Here is a 24,626-nt window from a genome sequence, read left to right as displayed (position 1 = left end):
GGTTTTAAAAGCGCCTTCTTTTTAGAAATAATGATGAAGAAAACTTCGCCACATATCAAAAAGTCCGTGTTGTTATTGCTGCTGTCAGGCTGCATGGGTATGGTACTGTTTAGTACCTGTAAAAAAGCGTATACCCCGTCGGTAGCTAATTTTAACACCAATATCCTGATAGTTGAAGGTACCATTAACAATGGATCCGACTCTACCATTATTAAGTTAACCCGCACCAATAAACTAACCGACACCACCCCTGCGAAAGCCGAATTGAAAGCCGTGCTGGCGATAGAAGATAACCAGGGTAGCGCATATGCGCTGAAAGAGAACGGCGCCGGAAATTATGGCACCGGCGCGCTAAGCCTTAACAAAGACCGCCAATACCGCCTGCGCATAAAAACTTCCGACGGCCTGGTTTACCTGTCGGATTATGAGGCGGTGAAGAACGCTCCGCCTATCGATACGGTAGGGTATACCATAAAAAGCGATGGCATATCTGTTTTTTCGGGTGCGCATGACCCAACCGGTAACACCAAATACTATCGCTGGGCATATGAAGAGACCTGGCGCTTCCATTCAAATTACGAATCCTTTTTTGTAACGAATGGAACGGATATAGTCCCCCGCACCCAGCAGGTGTATTATTGTTTTAATAACTATAATTCAAGCAGCATCATACTGGCCTCTACCGCCAAACAAACCCAGGATATTTTAACTAACCAGGCTATTGTTAACGAACCGTCCAATTCGCAAAGGTTAACCGTCCGCTACAGCATATTGGTGAAAGAGTATGCTTTAACGCAAAAGGCATACGAGTTTTGGGACAATATGCGGCGCAATACCGAAACGCTGGGCAGCATCTTTGATCAGCAATCATCGGCCCCGGTAGGTAACCTGCATTGCGAGAGTAATCCAGATGTGCCCGTAGTTGGTTTTGTTAGCGTAGGCACTGTGCAAACCAAGCGCATTTTTATCGACAATACAGAATTACCCAAGACCTGGAAGTATACCGCAGATGCCTGCGATCTCCAGAATTATTATTTTGTCGACCCCAACAACCATGGGCAGAATATGGTAACGCTGCAATTAATTCCGCTCAATAGCATATTCATACCTGTTAAGGACCTGTATTCTCCCATTCCTCCGTACGCCCTGGTAGGGTATTCATCGGCCTATAATTATTGCGTGGATTGCAGGCTACGTGGTACTTTAAATCAACCTGCATTTTGGAAATGAGGAAAAAGAACAAGCATATAAGTAACGTCTTACTGTTATTGTGCGGTATGGCTATACTATGGGCTGTTGCATGCAAAAAACTTTATACACCATCGTTCGCTAATGCAACTACCAGCATATTGGTAGTTGAGGGTACCATTAACAACGGTACCGACTCTACCATTATTAAATTAACACGCAGCAATAAAATAACCGATACGGGGAGTGTAAAGGTTGAGTTAAATGCAGTGCTGACCGTAGAGGACAACCAGGGGGGCACCTATGCGCTGAAAGAGACCGGGAACGGTAACTATGGTACCGGCGCGCTAAGCCTTAACACAGGCCGTCAATACCGCCTCCGTATCAAAACAACCGATGGATTGGTTTACCTGTCTGATTACGAAGCCGTGAAGAACGCGCCGCCTATTGATACCGTTGGTTATACGATCAAAAGCGACGGCCTGTCGGTGTTTTCGGGCGCGCATGACCCCACGGGTAATACACAATACTACCGATGGTCTTACCAGGAAACCTGGCGCTTTCATACCATGTACAATTCTGAATATGTTACCAACGGAACAGCTATCGTTCCGCGCACCCAGCAGGTGTATTATTGTTTTGGAAACTACAGTTCAAGCAATATTATACTGGCCTCAACCACCAAACAAACCCGGGATGTGTTAACAAATTTCACCGTTGCCGATGTGTCGTCGGGTTCTGAAAAGTTAACAATCCGTTACAGCATATTGGTTAAAGCGTATGCGCTAACACAAAAAGCCTACGAGTTTTGGGACAATATGCGGCGCAATACCGAAACCCTGGGCAGTATATTCGACCAGCAATCATCGGCCCCTGTGGGTAACATCCACTGCGAGAGCAACCCCGATGTGCCGGTAGTAGGCTTTATTAGCGCAGGCACCATCCAAACAAAACGCATATTTATAGACAGGGCCGAGCTGCCCAAGCTTTGGGAGTATGTAAACCCCTATCCCTGCGAATCGCAGAGTTTATATTATGTAGACCCTAAAGCCAGCGGCAATGACCTGGTAACGCAATTACTGGTGCCTATTGGCAGTATGCTCATCCCTTATAAAGCGATCGGCGACCCGCCTGTAACGATAAAAGGTTTTTTCTCGGCTTATAAAGATTGCGTGGATTGCAGTCTGCGCGGCACCACAACTCAACCTTCATTTTGGAAATAATATGAAAGAGACCCATCACAAAATTAAAAAGACATTGTTGCTGCTGGCCGTTATCGTATTTGTGCCTTTTATACTTCGCGCCCAGGCACAAACTAACATACAGGCCAGTTTTGAAAAGTACAGCAGCACGGTATTGCAGGAAAAGGTGTATACCCATACCGACCGTACTTTTTACATGACGGGCGAAATTATCTGGTTTAAATTATACGTAGTTGATGCCGGGAAAAACAAACCGCTTGATGTAAGTAAGCTGGCCTACGTAGATGTGCTTGATGCAGGCGACAGCCCGGTATTGCAGGCTAAAATAGCGTTGAAAAACGGTAGCGGCGGCGGCTCGTTATACATCCCGGTAACACTGGGTAACGGCAATTACAAACTGCGGGCCTATACCAACTGGATGAAAAATTTTAGCCCCGATCTGTACTTTGAAAAGCAACTGACCATTGTTAACCCATTGGTTTCGCCCGATGCGCCGGTTAAATTAGCGAAGGCCGATGCGGATATCCAATTTTTTCCTGAAGGTGGCGCGTTGGTTAACGGCATAAGCAGTACGGTGGGCTTTAAAGTAACCGGGATCGATGGCAGGGGGATAAACGTTAACGGCGTGATCATTAACCAGCGCAGCGATACTGTGGCCCGTTTCAGCACGGCTAATTTTGGTATCGGGCGTTTTGCGTTTACCCCGGTGGCAAACAATACTTACAAGGCGGTAATGCGCATCGGTGCGGATAACGTACTGATAAAACCTTTACCTGCCGCCAATACAACCGGCTACGTAATGCAGGTAAGCGATGACGGTGGCAAGCAATTACAGGTAAAAATAAGTGGCACCAATACCGGTGATGTTTACCTGCTTGCCCATAATGGCTCAAGGGTAACCATAGCCCAGCAGGCCCGTGCCGATGGCAGCACCGTAAATATAGATAAGGATAAACTTGGAGAGGGGATTAATCACATTACCTTGTTCAATGCCGAACGTGCAGCAGTGGCCGAACGCCTGTACTTTAAGCGCCCGGCTGTGCTTAATATCAATGCTGATATGCAGCTGCAACGCGGCACCCGTAAAAAAATGAACGTATACCTGACCGCCAAAGGCAGTGATGGCAGCGCGCAGGCGGCTGATATGTCGATAGCGGTATATCGTATAGATTCGTTAAACAAAACACCGGGTACAGATATTGCCAGTTATTTATGGCTGGCGTCGGAGCTGAAGGGGAATATCGAATCGCCTGAATACTATTTCAACAATGTTAACCCGGCAACCAACCAGGCGCTGGATAACCTGCTGCTTACCCAGGGTTGGAGCCGTTTTAAATGGGATGATGTACTAAGCAGCAGAATGCCATCATTCAGCTTTTTGCCCGAATACAACGGGCACCTGGTTACCGGTAAAATAACCACGCGGGATGGAACCCCGGCAAAAAATAAAAATGTATACCTGGCTGTCATCAGTAAAAAGCCACAGCTGTACGGAGCCACTGCCGATGCCGCAGGCGAGGTAGTGTTTAACACCCGCGAATTGTATGGCAATAACGAAATTGTGGTGCAACCCAACACCCAGGTTGATACCATTGGCTATCGTATTACCATCAACAGCCCATTTTCCGAGCGCTATTCATCAACTAAGCTAAGCCCGTTTTATATCGATAAAATCTTAAGCCGTCAGCTGGATGATAACAGTGTTACCATGCAGGTGCAAAACTTGTACCGGCCCGAAAATTTGCGCCAGTTCAGTACCGCGGGTATAGATAGCAGCGGCTTCTACGCTAATTTGTACCGGCCTTACCTGCTGGATAAATTTACCCGCTTTACCACCATGGAGGAGGTTTTGCGCGAGTATGTTTCGGAGGTTAACGTGGTAAAAAGCGGTCCTCACTTCCGTATCAAAGTATTAAGCCCAATCGGCAAGGACCAATTTTTAGAGGGCGATCCACTGGTACTTTTAGATGGTATCCCGGTTTTTAATATGGACAAAGTGATCGCCATCGACCCGCTGAAGATAAAACGCCTGGAAACGGTTAATCGGCAGTATTATAACGGTGCTGTTGATGCCAGCGGTATTCTTTCGTTCACCAGTTACAAAACAGATCTGGGCGGACAAGAACTCGATCCCCGTTCCATCGTGCTGGACTACGAAGGCATGCAACTAAAGCGCGAATTTTATTCGCCGGTTTACGATACCCCCGATCAGCAAAACAGCCGCCTGCCCGATTTTCGTAACCTGCTGTATTGGTCGCCGAATGTAAATACAGGCGCAGATGGAAAAACGCAAGCCTCGTTTTATACTTCAGATAAAACAGGTAGATATATCGGTGTGGTACAAGGTATAGGGGCCAACGGCCAATCGGGTGTTAAGTATTTTACGTTCGAGGTTAATAAGTAGCTCAGAATAGTTTCAGCTGATCCGGGTCGCTGCCTTTTGATATGATCCGCGGTTCAATTTCGCCAAAGTTGGATAGCGAGATACCCAGCAGGCGAACCTTTACATCGTCTATACCACTGGCCAGTAGTAATTCTTTAGCGATGGTAGCAATAGTGTCCAAATCGCCCACCGGTTTGGTGAACGAACGGTTGCGGGTGATCTGCCTGAAATCGCTGTACTTTACCTTCAGGGTGATGGTGCGCCCCTGCAATTCGTATCGTTGCAGGCGCTTTATTACCGTTTCGGCAATTTTATCCAGTTCGGCGTTCATTTCCTCGGCGGTGGTCAAATCGTAGGGAAAGGTATCCTCGGCCCCCAGCGATTTGGTTTCGCGATGGGGCTGTACCGGGCGATCATCTATCCCCCGAACGATCTGGTAGTAAAACCTGCCCGCCTTGCCAAAATGCTGCGACATTTCATCCTCGGTCAACCGCTTCAGATCGGCGCCTGTATGCAAGCCCATCTTCTTCATTTTTTCGGCAGTTACCTTGCCCACCCCATAAAATTTTTCTACCGGCAAGGTTTCCATAAAGGCTTCGATAGATGAAGGGCCGATAAATTTAAGTCCGTCCGGCTTATTGATATCCGAAGCGATCTTAGCCACAAACTTATTGATAGATACCCCTGCTGATGCGGTTAGCTGCAACTCATCCCTGATGGCCTGTTTAATTTGCGTAGCGATCTCGATAGCTGAGCCGATACCCAGCTTATCTTCGGTAACATCAAGGTAAGCCTCATCAAGCGACAATGGTTCGATCAGATCGGTATAACGGTGAAATATCTCGCGGATGCGGCCCGAGGCTTCTTTATAAGCATCAAATCGTGGCCTGATAAAAATAGCCTGCGGACAAAGCTGCACCGCCCGTTTAGATGACATGGCCGAGCGCACACCAAACTTACGCGCCTCGTAACTGGCCGTAGCCACTACACCACCCCGCCCCTGGGGCAGGCCGCCTACCACAATGGGCTTGCCCCGGTATTCGGGATTGTCCCGCTGCTCAACCGAAGCATAAAAGGCATCCATATCAATATGGATGATCTTGCGGTGAGTAATAGCGGGTACGGTTTCCATTAACTACTAAAGTAGGGAAAAAACCTAACCCTGCCCTCTCCAGAGCGTAATAGACATCAAGAGGTCAGGGTTGCTCAAAGCGTGGGGATAGTGCGATTCCCTGCTATTGGGAGAGTGGAGTTTAGTCGTGATGCCATGCCGTACAAACCCCTCCCTGCTACCGCACACCCCACCGCACCCATCCCCTGGGAGGGAACCACCTCAATGCTTTTTTCAAAGTCCCTCTCCTTTAGAGAGGGACTTTGAAAAAGGTCACCTATACAATATCCTTACATTATTAGTGCTCAAGCCCGATGGCATCACCTGCCATTTATCTACATTAAATGGCGTGTAGGTAATATCCACAATATTGGCATCGTAAAACTTGCGCCATTCGGGGTGCTGCTTGTCGTACATCTTCATGTAGTTTGATGACAGGTTGGTTACCGCCACCTCCAGCGTGTTTTTACCTGCCACCAGCACATTGGCCGGGATACTTAACCTGAATGGGATGGCCCAGGCCGTACCCACCGTCTTGCCGTTTATCTTAACCGTGGCCGATTCGTTTACGGTACCCAGATCTATCATCAGGTCTTTTTTGCCAACCACATTTGCCGGAATGTTGACCGTGCCGGTATATTTAGCTGTGCCGGTATAAATGGCGGCGGTATCGCTTAAGGTAGTCCACGATTGCAGCGTGTCTATCTTAAACGTTTTGTGATAATCAGGCCGTCCGCCCATAAATTGCAACTTCCAGTTGGTATTAAGCGCGTAAGACTGGTAAGCTGTTGGTTCCTTTGCATTTGCCGGAATGATGCCTTTAGCGTCTTCCGTCACAAAGCAAGATTGCCCTGGTAACAGGGACAGGTAAACCTCTATCTTGTTTTTGCTGTATCTAACCGGGATGCCGAACTTTTTATTGTTTAATGGATCGTAACCCACTACGTTTCCGCTGCCCCTGCTTAATTTAACCCATCCTCCGTGAAATTTATTATTTAGGTTGCTGATGAAATATACCGCCTTACCATTTTGGCTTTTGCGGATGAACGACAAGCCCTGTTCTGCTATCATTTCCTGCGAGGCGCCGTGTTGTGCTAAGGCAGCCGTAGGATCGGGACTAATGGTAAAATGTTTATCAGCGTTAATGGCGGCCTTTGTCTGTTCGAAAGCTGCGCTGTTTTCTTTAAAGCCGGCATAGCCCATTGGATAATGCGGCAGATTTTGATCGAAGATGATGGTGGCGCCCTGTTTGCCTAAAGCCAGCAGGTGTTGCAGGGTGGCCGGCGGCATGTATTGGGTTTGGGGAACGATGATCACTTTATAAGCACCGCCCGCAGTTTGCACTTTGCCCGCGTTAATTTTCACACCGTTCAGTTGCCTGTCGGAGATATAATCGAACGAGAAGCCTTTTTGAGCCAGCTCCTTGCTTAACTTACCGTAACGGTGCGCGGCAAACCAGTTCTCGTAATGGTGCACATCCAGCTGGTGAATGCCGGCATTGGCGGTCGCCTGATCGGCCCAGATCTCCTGGATGGGGAAGTAAACCAGCACATCGTTATCGGGTTTGCTGTTTTGCAGGATGTTCTGGCAGTTGTACACATATTTGTTCAACAGGGGGAAATCTTTATAAAAGTGTGATGTAGGCCCGAAGTTTACCGAGGCGTAGAACAACCAGCCCGGGTACTTCTCATCCTGTGGCGAATAGGTGGTGCCATGGTAGAACACGTGGTTAATGCCCGCCGCGAACAACTCATCAACCTGCGGCTTAGCCTGCGACAACGACACCCGGAAGTGATTAGCCAGCCAGGTACAAGTTTCCGAACTGATCAGTTTTTTACCTGCCACACCTGCTTCCGACGACGCGAATTTCATCATCAGCGGGTTGGGTCGGCCCTGGCGTTCGGCAAGATAATCAGCATCAACCCTTAGCAGGGGGATATTGAAGTTACTGCTGCCGAATGCCTCGGTTTCGGGGATGGTAGCCAGGCTATACAGATCCAGTATATTACCCGGCGAACCATGTGCCTGGTAGCGGGTAAGCTGGTGATGTTTGGTGGCCCAGTTGGTCCATACCTGGTAGTTATCGTACAGCAACTCCGACAGGGTTTGCTGATAGTCCATCTTCACAAGGCGGGTGAGCGGGGTGTTGGTGCTATCTAAAAATATATTTGTAACCGAGCGCAGATCGTAGCCGCGGCGTTTTTTAAACTCATCTAAAAAGTTGTTGGTCCAGTTTGCGCCGTATACCTCGTACGAGTCGTTATAGGTCGATCGCAGCGGGATATTTTTGCCCGCAAAGGCGCTGTCGAAGCGGACGAGGTAATGGCTCATCATGTTTTTATCATATGGATCAACCACAAAGCCCGCGCCGCCCGGGGCCGAGCGCTTAACCTTTTGCCCGGTGGTTACCGCTTTAAACTGTCCACCCGTATACTCCCACTTTTTGGCGCTTTGCGCTTCGCTAATGTTCGGTCCGCCGAAGGGCCAGCCGGTGCCGGTAGTCATATCTACACCCAGGCCCAGCTTTCTGGCTTCGGCTACGGTATAGGCTAAGGAGTGCATCCATTGGGCGCCAAGGAATGGCTGGAACTGATTTTCATAACCTTTCACCCCGTAGATGGGAATGATGTGCACACCGCCAATGCCCGCTTGCTTAAACTGTTCGAGGCTATGTTTGATATCCTTGTCGCTTACCGCGCTGCCCATCCACCACCAGAATGTCCACGGTTTGGCAGTATTGTATTGGGCTTTAGCTGTAGTTTGTACAAGTGTAATGCAGGCAATGGCCAGCACAAATAGCTTAGCGTGTTTCGGGATGATCATTTCAGGTTATTTTGGTTAGTCAATATTATAAAATATTGGGGATACAACCTCCCTGTGGCATCCTGTGTAGAATCTTATCATAAATTTTTTTGCGGTGAGGGATTTAACCACGGAGGACACGGAGATTGACACAGGGAGCACAGAGCCTGCTGCTTTTATATAGCTTTTGCTTAAATATATGCTTTTAATAGACCAAAGAACTAAGCCCGGGTATCGGGGTGATGAAAATTGCTGTCAAAACCGATATGATAACCCGGAGTTTCCTATAGATTTTAATTGATTTCCTGTCGATTTTGGGGAGTTATACGAATTTTTCGCTTTGCAGGATCGTATAATCGGTAATGGATCAGGCGGCGTATTAAAGCTACAGGGTATACAATATACCAAAAATTTAAGGGATTTGCAAGTATTAACGTTCGTCTGCTCATAGCCGCAGTAGCCAGTTTCCCCGTTTTTTCATCCCTAAACCATATTGCAGTGTAAAGCCCGCAAGACGCGGATGGCCCCGTGCGCGGATGCCCCGGCGCGGGCTTGCAACGGAAAGCAGGAACAACCTTTAATAGCAGCAATACCCCTGCTTTACAAACCCTTTTCTTAATGGTAATTTCATATTGCCCAGGCCTTTACGCAAGCTGTACAATTTGCTTTATTCCAGTAATTTAACCTATCATTAATCACCTTTTGCACATTAGGTAAGTTTTGTAAAAATTACAACCATTACGCAGGTATTATTTGCAGGCATCAACCTGTTGTTGTTAATTTTATTCCGCAATTTGAAACTACAGGGAAGTAGATGGCGATTTCGGGGGTTTGGAGGGCTTTAACAGGCATGATTTAGAAGATTAGACTTCACCTCTGAGTATGCGCCGTGCCGGGTGTAAAATCCCCGGTTTGTGTATTGATTTCCCCGTGGTTTCCACAATCGCTTTTCCACATAGCGGGTTGCTTTGTTGGGTAGCGCTTGGTACTTTTTTTGTTAAAAACACGCTTGAAACACCAATAATAATTGAAAAACACTTACACCTGTATGAAAACCTCCTCAAAGATCACACTGGCCTTACTGGCTGTCACGGTAATGCTAAGCGTATCGTGCAAAAAAAATGAAACCACCACAACCGGCAGCAAAACTTTTACCGCTGCGCAGGCTAAGCAAGTAGCAATGGGCCTTTACAGCTCGCTGGGTAGCGGCGTTGGCGCATCTGGCAATGGTTTAAAAACCAACAGCGGTACGCTAAAAACCATGGACGATCAGCATCCATGCGGTTCGGTAATGACTACGCCTACCAACCAAACCTCAACAAGTAATGGTGTTACCACCACTTATATTGGCACCCGGGTATTTACCTACCTGTGCAACGGTTATTACAACAATAACTGGAATGTTGATGCTTACAACATTAAAGACACAACCACCAAAACCGAAACCGGCGCTGGTTTTAAAAACTATTACACCGTTGGTTTAACTTACGATGTAAAAGCTACCGATGCTAACTACACGCAACTAAGCGTATTGGGCTTAACCAATACCGTTGTTTATTCATCTAAAGTTGATGGCAACAATAACACTACCGAATGGCACAAATACAGCACTGCTTATAACTGGAACGAAGGCGTAACCGCCATCCGTTACCCTGATAACAGCCAGGTGCCAAGCTATACTTCGGGCAAGGTAAAATTTGTGATGACCATTGTTGATGTAGTTGGCGATAACAACCCAGGCCAAACACCTACCAACGTGTTTACCGGTTTTATCACCTTTATACCCGATAACAAAGGCACCCTGTCTATCTACACCGGTAACGGTTCTGAAACTAAAGACTTCTCGGTTAACTTCCTTACCGGCGAGGTTAAGGCACTTTAATCAATATAAGGAAAAGCTCCAATCCCTTTCCTCTTTTAAATTATTAAAAAGCGCCCGCGAATTTCGCGGGCGCTTTTTTGTGCCATCTGCTTTCCTCTGTTTTGCTGCTGAGTGCCGCCGGTTTTGGGCGGCTTTTATCAAATGCCGTGTAAATGCCGCTGGGCTTTTGTTGGCCGCATTGGTATCTATCTGTAATATTGCATCATAATCAACGCCTTATGTCTCAACCCACACTTGGAAAAAACATTGCCGAACTGAGAACCGCCAAAGGGCTTACCCAGCAGGAACTGGCCAATAAATGCAGCCTGAATGTGCGCACCATTCAGCGTATCGAGGCCGGCGAGGTAATGCCGCGCATGTATACCTTAAATATGCTGGCCGCACCTTTAGGGGCCAACCTTAATCAGCTTAATCAAAATTCAATGGAAACAAAAACATTATCCCGCCAAATGCAGGCCGCTTACGTAGCCGGTTTGGTTTTTATTATTAACAGCGTGCCTGTTATTTACCACCTGATCACCCATCAGCTGCCGCCATTTGCCCATGTTGTTACCTCGGTTATTCACATGGTCAGCTCCGTTTTTTTCCTCAGGGGCTTTTACCTCATTGGCAAGTTTTATAAAAACTGGCTGCTGGCCGTTTCTATTGTCATCATGACCGTACTATTCCCCGTGCTTAACCTGCTCGACTTGTTTAAAAATACCTACTTCAGCATTGGGCAGGGCATCATATTTATTTTAATGAGTATTAATATGGTAATTATCGGCGCCGGGATGCTTAAAGAATCGTTGGCCCGCAAAGGGCAGCAAAACGGCGGCAGCTACCAGGTTGCCGGTATTTTAATAGCGATGGTGGGGGTATTGTACCTAAGCCTGAATGTGCAGATCATCAACACAGCGCTGTTGCTTTCTGTACCGGTGAACGTGCTGATGCTTTACATTTTGTACCGCGAATTAAACGGTTGGGCGAAACTGCAGGTGGGTTAAGCTGGTTGTAGTGTTCGGCGCATTTTATGGTTAGCGATGAGTTTGAAACCTTGAAAAAAACGGGGAATGTGCAATTCCCTCCCAATGGGAGGGGGCAGGGAAGGGTTACACCAAATGTAGAACCCATCGCTAATTGCCGTGCCTGTTATGTACTCTTCTTTGTATCCTATGCGGTTAAATCATCATATTTGCCAAACGATATGAACGATCTGAAAAAACAACTGCACCAGCTCTGCCTCGACTTTGTGAAGCAACGTATTGAAAACGCCCAACTGGCTATCCAATCGGCCGAGCAAAGCGCCGCCGAGGATACCAAAAGCAGCGCGGGCGATAAATACGAGACCGGCCGCGAGATGTTGCAGCAGGAAACCGACCGTAACATGGCCCAATTAACCGAGGCCAATAAACTGCTGGTAGCGCTTAACCGCATCGGCACATCGGGCCAATCGGAAACGGTTGAAGAAGGCAGCGTGGTGAAGACAAATAATGGCAGTTTCTATATATCTGTAAGCGCCGGAATTTTAAAGTTGGGCGATGATAGTTATTTTGCCATATCGGCCGCCTCGCCTATCGGGGTAAAAATGCTGGGCTGCAAAGCGGGCGACGAGTTTAGCCTGAATGGTAAAGCCTACACTATTTTATCGGTAATGTAGGCCCTGTCCCTGCTATTCGTATATGTTATCGTAAATGGAGGTCAGCACGCCGTTGGTAAACATCAGCTGGATATGCTCCCAGCGCTTTTCGCTTATCTTAACAGCAAAATACCATTGCGGCAACGCATTCATGCCGGCTTCGTAAATGGTATCCAGGTCTTTACTAAAAAGACTGATGCGCTGTAGTTTATTGGCGTAGGCGGTGTTCCTGATGTTCAGCAGTTTTTGATAGATGCCATCGCGCGAATCGCCAACACTGATAGTGGCATTGGCCGCCACGCCCGAGGGCCATTTGCTCAGTATCGCGCCATCATTGCTAAAAATAGATTCTACCTTATTACTGGCATAATATATCTGCACACCAGTGCCGGTTCCAACGGTTTCGTCTAAATAAAGCGATTGATATAAAGGGATCTTGGTTTGCAGCGCATCCAGCGCGGTGTAAACGTTTGATACCACGTACATATAACTGATCTGCCCCGAGGCTTTTAACTGCTGTATTTTAAGATAGAGATCGCTACCCTGCTGGCCGATGTTCAGTCCCATTTTACCACCGGTTTTCAGGGTGTCGCTGGATATCAGCCGCATCATCGGCGGGTCGACGATGATACCGTCATCTTTAATAACCTCCTTTTTGCAGGCCGAAAAAGCCGCCGCGCATAGTAAAAATAAAAATAAGCGTTTCATAAGTTTTAGTTTTTTACAGATACGCGGGCGGGGTAAATAATGCTACAATAAATCAGCAATGAGTGCTTTTGCCATTTGCAGGATTTCTGGGTATCACTTATTTTACTAAAACGATGTAGCGCTTTGTATAAATGTAGCGTAGTAGATATTATGAAAAGGGTTACATTGCTATTGCTCTCAGCCGTAATGATTTTTAATGGCTGCAGGAAAGAAACGCGGCCGCAAAATACCGCTCATGGTATATTAACCGGTTATGATATGGCTACTTGCGCGGTTTGTGGCGGCATTAAGATCGTGATCGATAATGACACGACGAAAAACCCGCCATCATTCTACCGGATAAATGGTACACTATCAAACTTTGGTATACCCGAAAGTACGGCATTCCCCATCAATGTTAACCTGGATTGGAGAAAGGATACTTCGGCTTTAAAAGCGGGTAATTATATTATCGTATCCAACATTAGCATCCGGCGCTAAATTTAACTTCATTAAAAAGAACGCCGCGGCATAAGCCAATTTTTGTCTTTCGTTTGGCAATTATCGCTAATTTTAGCCGTGGAAAATGTACAACCCAACCCCCAGGTACTGATAGATATTGTGCAAACCCGTATGCCCTACGGTAAGTACAAAGGCACCATCATTGCCGATCTGCCCATCTATTATTTAGAGTGGATGTCGGGCAAAGGCTTCACTAAGGATAAAATGGGGATGCTGCTCTCTACCGCGTTCGAGATCAAAACCAACGGGCTAAGCGAAATTTTATACCAGGTTAAAAAGGCGCTGGCACAGCAGAACAGGTAAAGTTGTTTTTAGGCCTGCTTTGCCCAAAGCTTTTTCCGCAGCCATTCGCGTACCGGTTCATCGTATAACTTCAGGCAGGCGTAAGCTATTGTTAACGCCACAACCAGCAGTAATCCCCCTATCGGCAAACCATTGTTTACCGGTACTTTATTATTGCTTATCCAGGCTACGTAGGTATAAATTAAAGGGTAATGGGTGATATATAAGGGGTAAGAGATATCGCCCAAAAACTTACAGATTGCGGCCGAACGCTTTCCTTTTATCTCGCCACCTGCACCGATGGCTACAATGAGCGGAAAAAGTACGATGATACAAACCGATTCGTAAATGCCGTTCATCCACAGGTGTTGCTCATCGCCAGCGCGTGGTAGTATAAATATAATCGCCAGCATAAAACTGCATAGCCAAAACGCTCCGCGCACATGAATGAGCTTGCCCATGCGGCAAAGCAGCAGCCCTGCAAAAAATGGATAAAGCATCCGCGCGAAACCAATATGTAGCTGTGTTGGGTCAACCGACCAGCCACCGATGACATCGCCCTGCGGCCCCATAATAAGGTATTGCACCAAAAAGCAAGCCGACAGGAAGACCAAGATGGATAAGGCCGTTTTGCTGAATTTACGAACGAACAACGCGTAAAGGATATTGGCCACATATTCAAAAAACAGCGACCAGCATGGCCCGTCCAGCGGATGCATTTCGGCCCAGCCACGGATATCCATAGATGGCAGGATGGGGATCAGCGTAAAGCCAACAAGCATCACCAGCAGCATTTTCCAAACCGGGGTTAGGGCAATCGGCGCAAAGGCATCGCAAGCCTGGAGGTAAAATAACGCGGCGCCAATGATGGTCCCCATTATCACCATGGGTTGCAGGCGCACCAGGCGGCGCTTATAAAAATCCCACTGGGTCATTTTGCCCCAGCGGTCATCGTAAGCGTAGGCTACTACAAAGCCCGATAGCAGAAAAAAGAAATCGACTGCCAGGTAACCGTGGTTGATAACCTGTTTAAAGCGGTTACCATCGGCAAAGGTTTCGAAAATATGGAAGCATACCACCATCACCGCGGCAACGCCACGCAGTCCATCTAAAATGGGATAGTGTTTTTTTGATGCCTGGTATACCTGTGTTTCGGCCATTCAGTTTATTGTTTCGGCTTGGGCTGCGGCGTAGGCATAATTTCGCCATTAACCTTCACATTCTCAAATTTCAGCCCCGGGAAATCGCTGCGATTAAAAGTAGTGTTTTTAACGGTCAACTCCACATCTTTTAAAGTGATATCGCCAAAGGTGGTTTGGGCATGACCGGTTATACCGCCCAGCGATACCGCGCTGCCTTTAATATTCGATATCTTGATATTACGTACCAGCGCTTTAGGCGGTTCCTGGCCTTTCAGGTCGAAGTATTGCGTCCATGGCGATACGTTGAATACCGCGCTGCCGTTCTCCATCGTAATATCGCTGATGGTGATATCCTCGTACTGCTGTGGGGTGTCGGGGCGCAGTTTCAAACGCATTACTACCGGCTTGCGGGTGGTGCAGCGCTCAATCTTCACATCGCGCACCAGGGTGGCCTCGCTGCCGCAGGTCATGATACCGCCGCCGGCCTCGAAAATGCAATCGTGTATGTAGATGTGCTCAACTGGCGGACTATCCTTATCCTGGTTAGCAAACGGCCCTTTCGATCCTTTTAGCGCAATGTCATCATCACCTACCGAAAAGAAACTGTTGCTGATCTCTATATCCTGCGAACTATCCACGTCTATCCCGTCCGAGCTTGGCGCATGATCATCTGGCACCTTGCCATCGGGCGCTACAAAGCGGCAATTATTTACTTTTAGTTTTTGGCAGCGGTACAGATGCAGGTTCCAGAACCCCGAATTGGTGAACGCGATGCCGTCGATCACCACATCCTTACTGTTTTGTATAAAGGTTAGGCGCGGGCGCTCTACGTTAAGATTGGTGGTCTTTGGGTCGGCGCTGCGGCGGCTGTAAAATTCCTTCCAAAAAGGTTGGCCGCTGCCATCCAGCGCACCTTTGCCGGTAATGCGCAGGTGGTCGGCCTTATCGGCGTTCAGTAAAGCACAGCGCCACGGCTCGAAGTGGCCCTCAATGCGGGTGGTCATTTTAGGGTAATCCTCAATATTGGTCGATCCTTTCAGTACTGATCCATCTAAAAATTCCAGGTTAACGCCCGGTTTGATAAATAGCGATCCGGTTACGAAAACGCCCTGTGGTACCACTACGGTACCGCCGCCCTTGGCGCATTTATCTATGGTGGCTTGTATGGCGGTTGTGTTTAGCGTTTTGCCATCGCCAATAGCGCCGTTCTCGGCTATGTTGTAGCGTTTGGCGGCTATAGCTACCTCAGAAAGCTTATGGTGCGGATGCATGGCAGAACTGGTATGTAGCCCTGTTGCCAAAAACAGGGCAATGGCCATAGCGGCCGCATATCGGTTAGTTTTCATTTTAGTGTTTTAATCGGTTTTGAAGTTTCTAACATACAAATAATGCCCCAATAAAAAAGCCGTACAGCATGGTGCGGGATGGCTTTCAATTCAGGCTGATTTTGTGCAAGTTTGTGTATGCGCAAACAGATCTCACTCCTCGTCATCTTGCTGATCGGTCTCACAGCGGGCACCTTGCAGGCCCAGCCAACCAACCAATACGTAAAAATAGAAACGGCACAAGGCTATTGTATTGTTAAGCTGTATAACGAAACACCGGTACATAGGGAAAACTTCATCAGCCTGGTCAAAAAGCATTACTTCGATGCCACCACCTTTAACCGCATTTTAAAAGGCTTTGTGATACAGGGCGGCGACCCCGATTCGTTGTACGAAAAAGGCCGCAAGCTAAAGCCCGAAATGAAATGGATAAAACCGGAGTTCGCGCCTAATCTATTCCACAAGCGCGGCGTGCTGGCCATGGGCCGGGATGATAACAAGGACAAGGAATCGTTCACTACCCAAATTTATTTTGTGGATGGCCGTAAATATACCGATGCCCAACTGGATGCCATTGAGAAGCGCAACAACGTACATTTTACACCCGAACAGCGAGAAGTATACAGAACGGTTGGCGGTACGCCATCGTTAGACCAAAACTATACCGTGTTTGGTGAGATAGTTAAAGGGATGGATTGGATAGACAAGGTGACGGCTTTAAAGGTTGATAAGAACGGCAACCCCGATACGCCGGTGGGGATGCGGGTTACGGTGTTGACTGTGAAGGAGGTTGCAAAAGAGTTGAAATAGGGCACAGTTACTTTAAAACTGCTTGTCATTTCCTTTGGTCTTAATTACTACGATAGCGTAGCGGGGCAATTGAGGTGGCGCGAAAGAGAAATCTGTCTGCGCAGAGTCCTCGTTGGTTAGTGATCTGTGGGGACACAGACCACGGGGGAAATTTACCCGGCTCCTGTGTCCTCACAGGCACCTTAAGGACTTTAAATAATGACACTGACCTCCGCAGGGCATCGGAAACCCCATAAAAACGAGGCTGTATCATAAATCATGGTATGGCCTCTTTTTTATTTGTGCATAATTTATTGGAATAAAGAGGGGTATTTATTTGATATAATAATCTGATTTTCATATATTTATGTATCGAAAGTAGCGTAGTATGTCCTCTAAAAGACCTGTATTCAAGCCCTACCAGCAACGGCAGTTGATGGCTATTCCTCCAACACTTGACGAATTAGTTCCGGCATCGCACCCGGTGCGTGTAGTTAACGATGTGATCGACAGGCTCTATCTGGAACCATTGCTGAAAGCTTATCATATCCGCGGGAGTTCAAGCTATCACCCGCAAATGTTGTTAAAGGTGCTGGTATATGGGTATGTAACCAACACCTACTCCAGCCGAAAGCTGGCAGCAGCCTGCCGGGAAAGCGTTTACCTGATGTGGCTGAGTTCGATGAACTATCCTGATCATAATACGATCAACCGTTTCCGGGGCGTACGTTTGAAGCATGCGCTGCGTGATGTGTTCGAAGATGTGGTGAAACTTTTGGCAGAGGAAGGCCTGCTCAGTATTGAAGAAGTGAATACGGACGGGACAAAGATAGAGGCGAATGCAAACCGGTATACCTTTGTCTGGAAGAAAGCGATTCAGACCAATAAGGAAAAGATGAAAAAGCAGCTGTCAGAGATATGGGACTATGCCCAAAGCGTAGCAAAAGAAGAAGACAGGCTGCCTGATCCGCCTGACTTTACTGTTATTGACAGTGAAAAGGTCAATGCCGCAGTAGATAAACTCAATGAGAAGCTTTCCTCGCGTGAGGATGTTTCCAAACAGGTCAAAAGCAAGCTGCGGTATATCAGCAAACATTACCCGCAGGCCATTGCCCGCTATGAGCAGCAGGAAGCTCTGCTGGGTGAACGCAACAGCTATTCCAAGACCGATACGGATGCCACATTCATGCGGATGAAGGAAGACCACATGAAAAACGGCCAGTTAAAACCGGGGTATAATGTTCAGATATCCACATCCAACCAGTTCATTGTCAATTACACCATTCACTCCAACACCACAGACACCAATACATTAAGTGCTCATTTAGCGCAGCATGAAGTCAGCTTTGGCAAAGCACCGCAAGTGCTTACAGCCGATGCCGGATATGGCTCCGAGGAGAACTACACGCGGTTGGAACAAAAAGGAACAATCGCCTTTGTAAAGTATGGGATGTTCGATAAGGAACAAAATGAGAATCACAACAACAAGCACCCTTTTGCAGCAAATAAGCTTTTTTACAACCAGGAGAAAGATTGTTACATCTGCCCGATGGGCCAGCAAATGAATTTCATCGGAACAAGTAAAAGAAAAACAAGCACGGAGTTTGAACAAACGGTAAAAAGATACCAGGCAGTTAACTGCGCTAACTGTCCGCTGAACGGTATTTGCCATAAATCAAAAGGGAATCGGATCATTGAAATCAATGAAAACCTGAACCGCCTGAAACAAAAGGCGCACGAGCTGTTAAACAGTGAAGAAGGCATACAACGGCGAAAGAAACGCTGCTTTGATGTAGAACCTGTATTTGGTAATATTAAGCAGAACCATGGCTTTAAACGGTTTATGCTCCGCGGCAAGGAAAAAGTAGAAATAGAATGGGGTTTAGTTGCAATCGCACAAAATCTAAGGAAAAAAGCGGCTTAAATGAGTCGTTTTACCACTCAGGTTCGCCCAAGAAAGCTACCCCCTCCCCCTCAAAAAATTCCATAGAAACTCAATACCAAATTCAGCTATTAGGCTAAAAAAATAAAGACCGCATCATTTGATTTATGATACGGCCTCTTTTGTTTTATGATAATACCAGCTTACAGGTATTTAGTGATCTCTTCAGACATTGGGGTTACCTTTGAGCGGAAGCGGTGGATCAGCTTGCCGTTCTCGTCGATCAGGAATTTTTCGAAGTTCCATTTGATCTCGCCGGTAAAGTCTGGATTTTCAGCCTCTGTCAGGTATTTGAATAGCGGGGCAATGTCGTCGCCTTTAACGCTTACTTTTTCGTTAAGCGGGAAGGTAACGTTGTATTTGCCGCTGCAAAAGGTTTTAATTTCTTCGGCGGTGCCTGGCTCCTGGCCGCCAAAATTGTTGGCAGGGAAACCGATAACCACCAGTTTGTCTTTGTAAGTATCGGCCAGTTTTTGCAGATCGGTGTATTGGGGGGTGTAACCGCATTTAGAGGCTACGTTAACGATCAGCAATTTTTTGCCTTTGTACTTCTTCAGATCGAAATTTTTACCGTCGATGTTTTTCAGTTTAAAATCGTAAACCGAGCTTGGCGCGCCGGCGAACAGCAGCGCTAAAAAAACTACAAGTATTTTCATGATTTGTTAAATGGTTTTAAATGAATACGTAGCAATGCCTTAAAAGGTGGTGCAAGTTAGAAACTTATTTTTGCCAAATACTTATCTTCCATCTCTGTCATTAACTTTTTACTCGCAGCACCCTTATCCTTATACCCCAACAAATGCAAAGCCCCGTGTATCATTACCCGGTGCATCTCGGTAGCTTCGGGTACGTTAAACTTTTGGGCGTTCTCGCGGATGCGCTCTACCGAGATAAAAATATCGCTTACGATGGTCTTCTCTGTCTCCGAATTATCAAACGTAATAATATCGGTATAAGTATCATGATCCAGGTATTCCTGGTTGATGCGCAGCAGGTAGGTGTCGCTGCAAAAAATATAATTTAGTTCGCTTAGCTTAAAGCCCTCGGCCACAATAGTCTCCTTTATCCACTGGCGAACGGCGGTCTTGTTTTTCAGCGTATATTTTATATCCTCTTCAAAAAAGCAGATGGCGGGCATTTATATTTTAAAATGAAGTTCTATCTCGTTGCCCCTGTCGTTAAAAATACATTGGTCGGCCAACTGTTTAATAATAAATACACCACGTCCGGAAAGGCTTTCTAAATTTTCGGGCGCGGTAGGGTCAGGGATTTGGTCGGGGTTAAAACCTTCGCCTTCATCAGCAACCGTCCATATAATGCGGCGATTGTCAACTTCGGCGTTTACGATCACTTTTTTATCCGGGTCTTGCTTATTACCGTGCATAATGGCATTGTTAACCGCCTCGCAAAGGCAGGTCATCATATTGGCAAAGGTATCTTCGCTCACCTGGTATTTATCGGCTATTTCTTCTATCAAAACCTCCAGCTGCGCAATGCTTTCGGACCGCGAGGCTAACTGCAGCGTAAAAAGCTCGGTAGTGGGGAAATTTGACTCTTGCATACTATTTTGCGTTGATCTGATCAAAGTACGTTTTAATTTTTTGCTTGTAATACAAATTTAATGCCGCAGGTACGGTTTTTATTTGCTCGGTTTGTTTTGCCTTAGCCTGCTGATAGCTTTGCAGTGCCTTGATATATCCCGGCGGGATGTCTTTTCCGGCGTGGCTATCGCGTTTATTGTCTTCCTCGCGCTGCTGTTCGGCCTTTTCGGCTTCCAGTAGCTTCACCTGTATCTGCTGCTGACGTTTTAACGACTCGTCCGTTATTTTCCTGTTTACGAGATCGTTCTCAGTTTGTTCCATTTGTTTGGTGATTTTTTGCAGATCGCCCAAACCATTACGGGCATCCTTGTTCTGCTCACGGTCCATTTTTTCCAGTTGCTGGCGTATCTCCTGCTGGGCGCGGGCCATACGGGCAAACTGTTCGCTCATACTTTGGTGCTGGCTTTGCGATTGATTAGGGTTGTTGCCCTGCTGCTGTTGCTGCTGCATCTGATCGCGCATTTGCTGCATGTTTTGATTTAGCTGCTGCTGCATTTTAGCCATTTGCTGCATGCTTTGCTGCGACTGCTTTTTACCCTTACCCTTACCGCTTTTCGAGTTTTTCATCGAATTTTGCAGCTGATCCTTCGCGTCGCTCAGCATCAGGGCCAGGTTGTTCATGCTGGTCATGGTATACTGCTGCTCGCGGTTAGCTTCAGATGTACGGCGGTCGCCAAGGTATTCCAGCGTTTTATCAATATGGTCGTTAATACTGGCTATCTCGGTGTTCACGGTCGATTGGATCTGCGGCACACGCTTGCTGATCGCATACAGGCTATCTTCGGCGGTTTTCAGGTTATCCTTAATATCCTTTTGCTTTTGGGCCAGGGAAACATAGTTTGGATCATTACCGCTGGTTACGCGCAGGGTTTGCATTACCTTCTCCTGGTCGAACGAGCTGTTGATCAGGTTTTTCAGCAATTCGCGCAGTTGCTGCTCATCTACAGCGTTTTGTTCCTGTTCGCTTTGCTCGCTGTCCTGCTGCATTTTTTGCGCCATCTTCTTCATTTTTTGCGCGGCCTGCTTTTGCGATTTTGATGCTTTGGATTTGTTGTCTTTTTGCAGCTGCTCCTTGCTGTCCTGCATGTCCTGCTTCACACTCTGTTGCTCGTTCTGCTGCTTATCAAAGTTCTCTTTTTCCTCCTGCTGATCGTCCTGTTTTTTCAGGTCTTCCATCGCTTTTTGGATCTCTTCAAACTCTTTATTTAGCTTTTCCTGTTCCTTTTGCAGCTGCTCTTTATCGGCCTGATCCTGCTTATCGCCGTTTTGTTTATCTTGATTCTGTTTGTCAGCATTCTGCTGATTTTGCTTGTCGGCGTTCTGTTTATCCTGATTCTGCTTGTCGCCGTTCTGCTTATCAGCATTTTGTTTATCCTGATTTTGCTTGTCGGCGTTTTGCTTATCCTGCGGATTCTGCTTGTCTGCCTGCTGGGTTTTATCAGCTAATTGTTCCTGCTTTTCAGCCAGCTTATTCAGTTGGTTAACGGTTTGGTTCAGCTTTTGATCAAACTCCATCTTCTTCATCAGGGCCTGCAAGCGCGCCAGTTCCTTTTTGGTGTTGCGGTTCTCGTTCTGCATTTTGTTAACGGCATCGCGGGCAGGTTCCTTGCGTTCCATCTCCATCATTTGCTGCAACTTATCCAGCATTTCCTGCATCTGCGGGTCGAGCACGTTTTTCAACAGATCGTCCATTTGCTTCTGCTTATCGGTCAGGTCCTGGCTTTGCTGCTGGTTTTCCTGGCGCATGGTTTGGTTGCGCTTGTTTTCGGCCTGGATGTCTTTGATCAGGTCGTTCAGGTCCTTTTTCTTTTGCAGCAGGTCTTCTATCTGCTTCTTCTCATCAAAGCTGAGGGTATTTTTATTCAGCAGTGTTTGGTTGAGCTTTTGCGCGTCTTTCTCTAACTGACCGGCAATTTTAACTGCCGATGCCATCTTCTCTTTAACCGAACGGCTGCCGGCCTCTAACTGATCGGCCAGTTCCTTTTCGGTAGGCATCTTCATGGTGCGCTCGGGCGTGCGGGCTTTTTTCGGGCCGGATACGGCATCGTTGTCCGTTACCTCGAAATAGTAGGTCAGCTCGTCGCCAGGTTTTACCACTAAATCCTTCATGTCCCAGAAATAAAAGAAATCGGCCTGGGTTCCGCTCAGGTCAGCCTTAACCGTTTTGCTGATGGTTTTCTCATCGATATTTGTCCCCGGCTTGCCGCTTTTGTAATGGAAGGTAAGTGAGCTGAAACCATGATCGTCCTGGATGCGGCCGTTAAAATAAATGGCTTTCGAACTGATAGAATCAGCCTTTTCTATAGCGGTAATGGCCGGTAGTTCATCGGCAATTACATTAATACGGTAACTGGCCGAATCGCCCCGTACCACGGTATTGCTTTCGGGCTTTAACGAGTATACTGCGTTGGCGCGGATATGCTCGGTATGCTCAAACATGCCTTTTTCGCTATTGCTGATAGTAAGCGGTTTATTATCCAGCGCGAACAGCACCCTGTCGGCATTTTGGGTATGCAGCTTCCATTTTACGGTAGTACCGGCCGGGATGGTCAGATCGCCGGCATTTAGCACGCTTTCATCTTTTTTATGAAGGTATGCCGGGTAACTCAGTTCAACATCAAAGTTAAGCAGCGATGGTTTCAGGTTTACCTTGATCTGGTATGGATCGGAATAAAAACCATTGGCCGATAAGCGGAAGCTGGTGCTTTGCTGCAAATTGCTGAACAGGTAGTGGAAACGGGCCAGGTTTTCCTTGTCCAGTTTAAAGGTATTGCCGTTCACTTCTACATAAACGTCGGCGGGCAGCTTGCTGCCGGTCATTTTCAGTTCGAGGTTCACATCTTCGCCCTGTACGGCGTTGAGGCTTTTATTAAGCACTACAAACTGGAACGGGGCCAGCGGAGTGTAATATTTATTATGGTTGATGAGGCGTTTGGTACTTTCGGTAAGGATACTCGGCGCGGCGAAGGCCAAAATACAGATCACCCCGGCCGGGAAGATGAGGTATTTAAGGTAACGGTTATTTTCGCGCAGGTTAACAGCCGATGGGAAACTCACCGGCTTCAGGTCTGCTATTTTTTGGTCGATGCTGGCCTCGATCAGTTGGCTGTGGCGGGCATCCTGGTCGGCCAGTTTTTTTAGTTGCAGGGTATTTAGCAATTTATCGCTCACATCGCTAAAATGCCGACCGATGATGCCGGCGGCTTCGTCGTGCGTAATGGTTTTGCCTAACTTTAGCCAAGCCAAAAGCGATGGCACCACCAGCCAGAACAACAGCCCCAGGTTAAGTAAAATAAAGGCATAAAACAGCGCGGTACGGGCTGTGGTGTTGAAATTACCAAAGTATTCGCTCACTGTGATCACCACAAAGGCCGAGAATAAACCGGCACCCAAAAAGATTAAACCCCGCAGCAGATTATTGAAATAATACTTGCGGATAAACAGGTTGATCTTACCGATCAACAGGTCGTAATTGCTTTGTTGGTTCATACCTGATACTAATATAGCAAGATATGTACTTAAACGGAAATTTGAAAGGAATAATTGTTGAAGCGGTGTTAATAATTGTTTGTTAACTAAGATGTTACGAATTCCAGTTTTTGGAATGAATGGTTGCGATAACGGAGAAGATTGTCGCCGCCGCCCGGCTCCAGCCGGGTGGCAACTATTTCCCGGCCTCCGGCCGTAGGCAACGTTTACGATATACTTGCACCTCACCCATTTCTTCCCTATCTTCAAAACATCAAAACCAAACACCATGGCCAAACCGATCGACCACAACGATTATATCCGCACCTTTCCCCAACATACGCAGGAATTGTTGCAGCAAATGCGGCAGATCATCCCGCAAGCCGCGCCGGGCGCAACAGAGGTGATCAGCTATAGCATGCCTGCTTTTAAGCTGCATGGCAAAATGCTGGTTTGGTTTGCAGGTTACGAAAGGCATATCGGCTTTTACCCGGGCTCATCGGGCATCGCGGCTTTTCAAAAGGAGATATCGGTGTATAAAAATGCCAAGGGGTCGGTGCAGTTTCCTTTAACCCAGCCCCTGCCCGGAGCGTTGATAAGCCGTATGGTGCAGTTTAAAGTTGCGGAGATTGCGCAGAAATTGGCGGAAAAGAAGAAGTAGAGCACAGCAAGCAACAACCCT

20 protein-coding genes are annotated in these 24,626 nt (G+C 47.1%); 11 read left to right on the top strand and 9 right to left on the bottom strand.

Annotated elements, in window-relative coordinates; genetic code table 11:
* Positions 1-30 precede the first annotated feature (30 nt).
* Genes HQ865_RS20470 through HQ865_RS20460 form a run of 3 tightly spaced genes read left to right on the top strand, consistent with a single transcriptional unit; the run spans position 31 to position 4,794 of the window.
* Positions 31-1,230 (top strand): DUF4249 domain-containing protein, encoded by a 1,200-nt coding sequence (locus HQ865_RS20470; RefSeq protein WP_173416689.1) that lies wholly within the window; start codon positions 31-33, stop codon positions 1,228-1,230.
* Positions 1,231-1,277: 47 nt separating this feature from the next.
* A complete protein-coding gene (locus HQ865_RS20465; protein WP_173416688.1) occupies positions 1,278-2,411 on the top strand; it encodes a DUF4249 domain-containing protein in 1,134 nt (377 codons plus the stop codon).
* Position 2,412: 1 nt separating this feature from the next.
* Positions 2,413-4,794 carry a hypothetical protein gene (locus tag HQ865_RS20460; RefSeq protein WP_173416687.1) on the top strand — a complete coding sequence of 794 codons (2,382 nt, stop codon included), beginning with the start codon at positions 2,413-2,415 and terminating at the stop codon, positions 4,792-4,794.
* 1 nt (position 4,795) lies between these two features.
* Here the strand turns inward: HQ865_RS20460 and dinB are convergent, their stop codons facing one another.
* A complete protein-coding gene (gene dinB / locus HQ865_RS20455) occupies positions 4,796-5,905 on the bottom strand; it encodes a DNA polymerase IV (RefSeq protein WP_173416686.1) in 1,110 nt (369 codons plus the stop codon).
* A 252-nt stretch (positions 5,906-6,157) separates the two neighbouring features.
* Entirely contained in the window at positions 6,158-8,707 is a 2,550-nt protein-coding gene (locus HQ865_RS20450) for a glycosyl hydrolase (RefSeq protein WP_173416685.1), read from the bottom strand.
* Positions 8,708-9,734: 1,027 nt separating this feature from the next.
* Between HQ865_RS20450 and HQ865_RS20445 the strand changes: the two genes are divergently transcribed.
* The 3 genes from HQ865_RS20445 to HQ865_RS20435 all read left to right on the top strand — a co-directional run bounded on the left by HQ865_RS20445 (position 9,735) and on the right by HQ865_RS20435 (position 12,207).
* The gene (locus HQ865_RS20445) at positions 9,735-10,568 is read left to right on the top strand and encodes a hypothetical protein (RefSeq protein WP_173416684.1); all 834 of its coding nucleotides are present in this window, start codon (positions 9,735-9,737) and stop codon (positions 10,566-10,568) included.
* Between the two features lie 218 nt (positions 10,569-10,786).
* The gene (locus HQ865_RS20440; protein ID WP_173416683.1) at positions 10,787-11,554 is read left to right on the top strand and encodes a helix-turn-helix domain-containing protein; all 768 of its coding nucleotides are present in this window, start codon (positions 10,787-10,789) and stop codon (positions 11,552-11,554) included.
* Positions 11,555-11,754: 200 nt separating this feature from the next.
* Positions 11,755-12,207: a 3-oxoacyl-ACP synthase gene (locus tag HQ865_RS20435; protein ID WP_173416682.1), complete on the top strand. Its 453-nt coding sequence runs from the start codon at positions 11,755-11,757 to the stop codon at positions 12,205-12,207.
* A gap of 12 nt (positions 12,208-12,219) precedes the next feature.
* Here the strand turns inward: HQ865_RS20435 and HQ865_RS20430 are convergent, their stop codons facing one another.
* Entirely contained in the window at positions 12,220-12,894 is a 675-nt protein-coding gene (locus HQ865_RS20430; protein ID WP_173416681.1) for a hypothetical protein, read from the bottom strand.
* 258 nt (positions 12,895-13,152) lie between these two features.
* Between HQ865_RS20430 and HQ865_RS20425 the strand changes: the two genes are divergently transcribed.
* Both HQ865_RS20425 and HQ865_RS20420 read left to right on the top strand, forming a co-directional pair.
* On the top strand, positions 13,153-13,374 hold the full coding sequence (locus HQ865_RS20425; protein WP_173416680.1) for a hypothetical protein: 222 nt from the start codon (positions 13,153-13,155) through the stop codon (positions 13,372-13,374).
* Positions 13,375-13,452: 78 nt separating this feature from the next.
* Positions 13,453-13,698, top strand: a complete 246-nt coding sequence (locus tag HQ865_RS20420) for a DUF3820 family protein (RefSeq protein ID WP_173416679.1) — start codon at positions 13,453-13,455, stop codon at positions 13,696-13,698.
* An 8-nt stretch (positions 13,699-13,706) separates the two neighbouring features.
* On the opposite strand, the gene HQ865_RS20415 is transcribed toward HQ865_RS20420, so the two are convergent.
* Both HQ865_RS20415 and HQ865_RS20410 read right to left on the bottom strand, forming a co-directional pair.
* A complete protein-coding gene (locus HQ865_RS20415) occupies positions 13,707-14,837 on the bottom strand; it encodes an acyltransferase family protein (protein WP_173416678.1) in 1,131 nt (376 codons plus the stop codon).
* Between the two features lie 5 nt (positions 14,838-14,842).
* Complete coding sequence (locus HQ865_RS20410; protein WP_173416677.1) at positions 14,843-16,165, bottom strand: glycoside hydrolase family 28 protein; 1,323 nt, start codon at positions 16,163-16,165, stop codon at positions 14,843-14,845.
* A 117-nt stretch (positions 16,166-16,282) separates the two neighbouring features.
* On the opposite strand from HQ865_RS20410, the gene HQ865_RS20405 reads away from it, so the two are divergent.
* Together HQ865_RS20405 and HQ865_RS20400 are read left to right on the top strand one after the other, a co-directional pair.
* A complete protein-coding gene (locus HQ865_RS20405; RefSeq protein ID WP_173416676.1) occupies positions 16,283-16,954 on the top strand; it encodes a peptidylprolyl isomerase in 672 nt (223 codons plus the stop codon).
* Positions 16,955-17,321: 367 nt separating this feature from the next.
* Positions 17,322-18,857 (top strand): IS1182 family transposase, encoded by a 1,536-nt coding sequence (locus HQ865_RS20400; RefSeq protein ID WP_173412997.1) that lies wholly within the window; start codon positions 17,322-17,324, stop codon positions 18,855-18,857.
* Positions 18,858-19,018: 161 nt separating this feature from the next.
* On the opposite strand, the gene HQ865_RS20395 is transcribed toward HQ865_RS20400, so the two are convergent.
* From HQ865_RS20395 to HQ865_RS20380, 4 genes are read right to left on the bottom strand one after another with little or no spacing between them, the layout of a single operon-like run.
* A complete protein-coding gene (locus HQ865_RS20395) occupies positions 19,019-19,531 on the bottom strand; it encodes a glutathione peroxidase (RefSeq protein WP_173416675.1) in 513 nt (170 codons plus the stop codon).
* Positions 19,532-19,587: 56 nt separating this feature from the next.
* Complete coding sequence (ybeY, locus tag HQ865_RS20390; RefSeq protein WP_173416674.1) at positions 19,588-20,013, bottom strand: rRNA maturation RNase YbeY; 426 nt, start codon at positions 20,011-20,013, stop codon at positions 19,588-19,590.
* Positions 20,014-20,436, bottom strand: coding sequence for an ATP-binding protein (locus HQ865_RS20385; RefSeq protein WP_173416673.1), 423 nt, complete (start codon positions 20,434-20,436; stop codon positions 20,014-20,016).
* Position 20,437: 1 nt separating this feature from the next.
* The gene (locus HQ865_RS20380; RefSeq protein WP_173416672.1) at positions 20,438-23,965 is read right to left on the bottom strand and encodes a DUF4175 family protein; all 3,528 of its coding nucleotides are present in this window, start codon (positions 23,963-23,965) and stop codon (positions 20,438-20,440) included.
* A 268-nt stretch (positions 23,966-24,233) separates the two neighbouring features.
* Here HQ865_RS20380 and HQ865_RS20375 point away from each other — a divergent pair, with 268 nt between their 5' ends.
* A complete protein-coding gene (locus HQ865_RS20375; protein WP_173416671.1) occupies positions 24,234-24,605 on the top strand; it encodes an iron chaperone in 372 nt (123 codons plus the stop codon).
* The last annotated feature ends 21 nt before the right edge of the window (positions 24,606-24,626 follow it).

This window comes from Mucilaginibacter mali (assembly GCF_013283875.1).
Lineage (GTDB): Bacteria > Bacteroidota > Bacteroidia > Sphingobacteriales > Sphingobacteriaceae > Mucilaginibacter > Mucilaginibacter mali.
The sequence above is the reverse complement of the archived record's forward strand: the minus strand, read 5'-3'. Positions and strand labels throughout refer to the sequence as shown.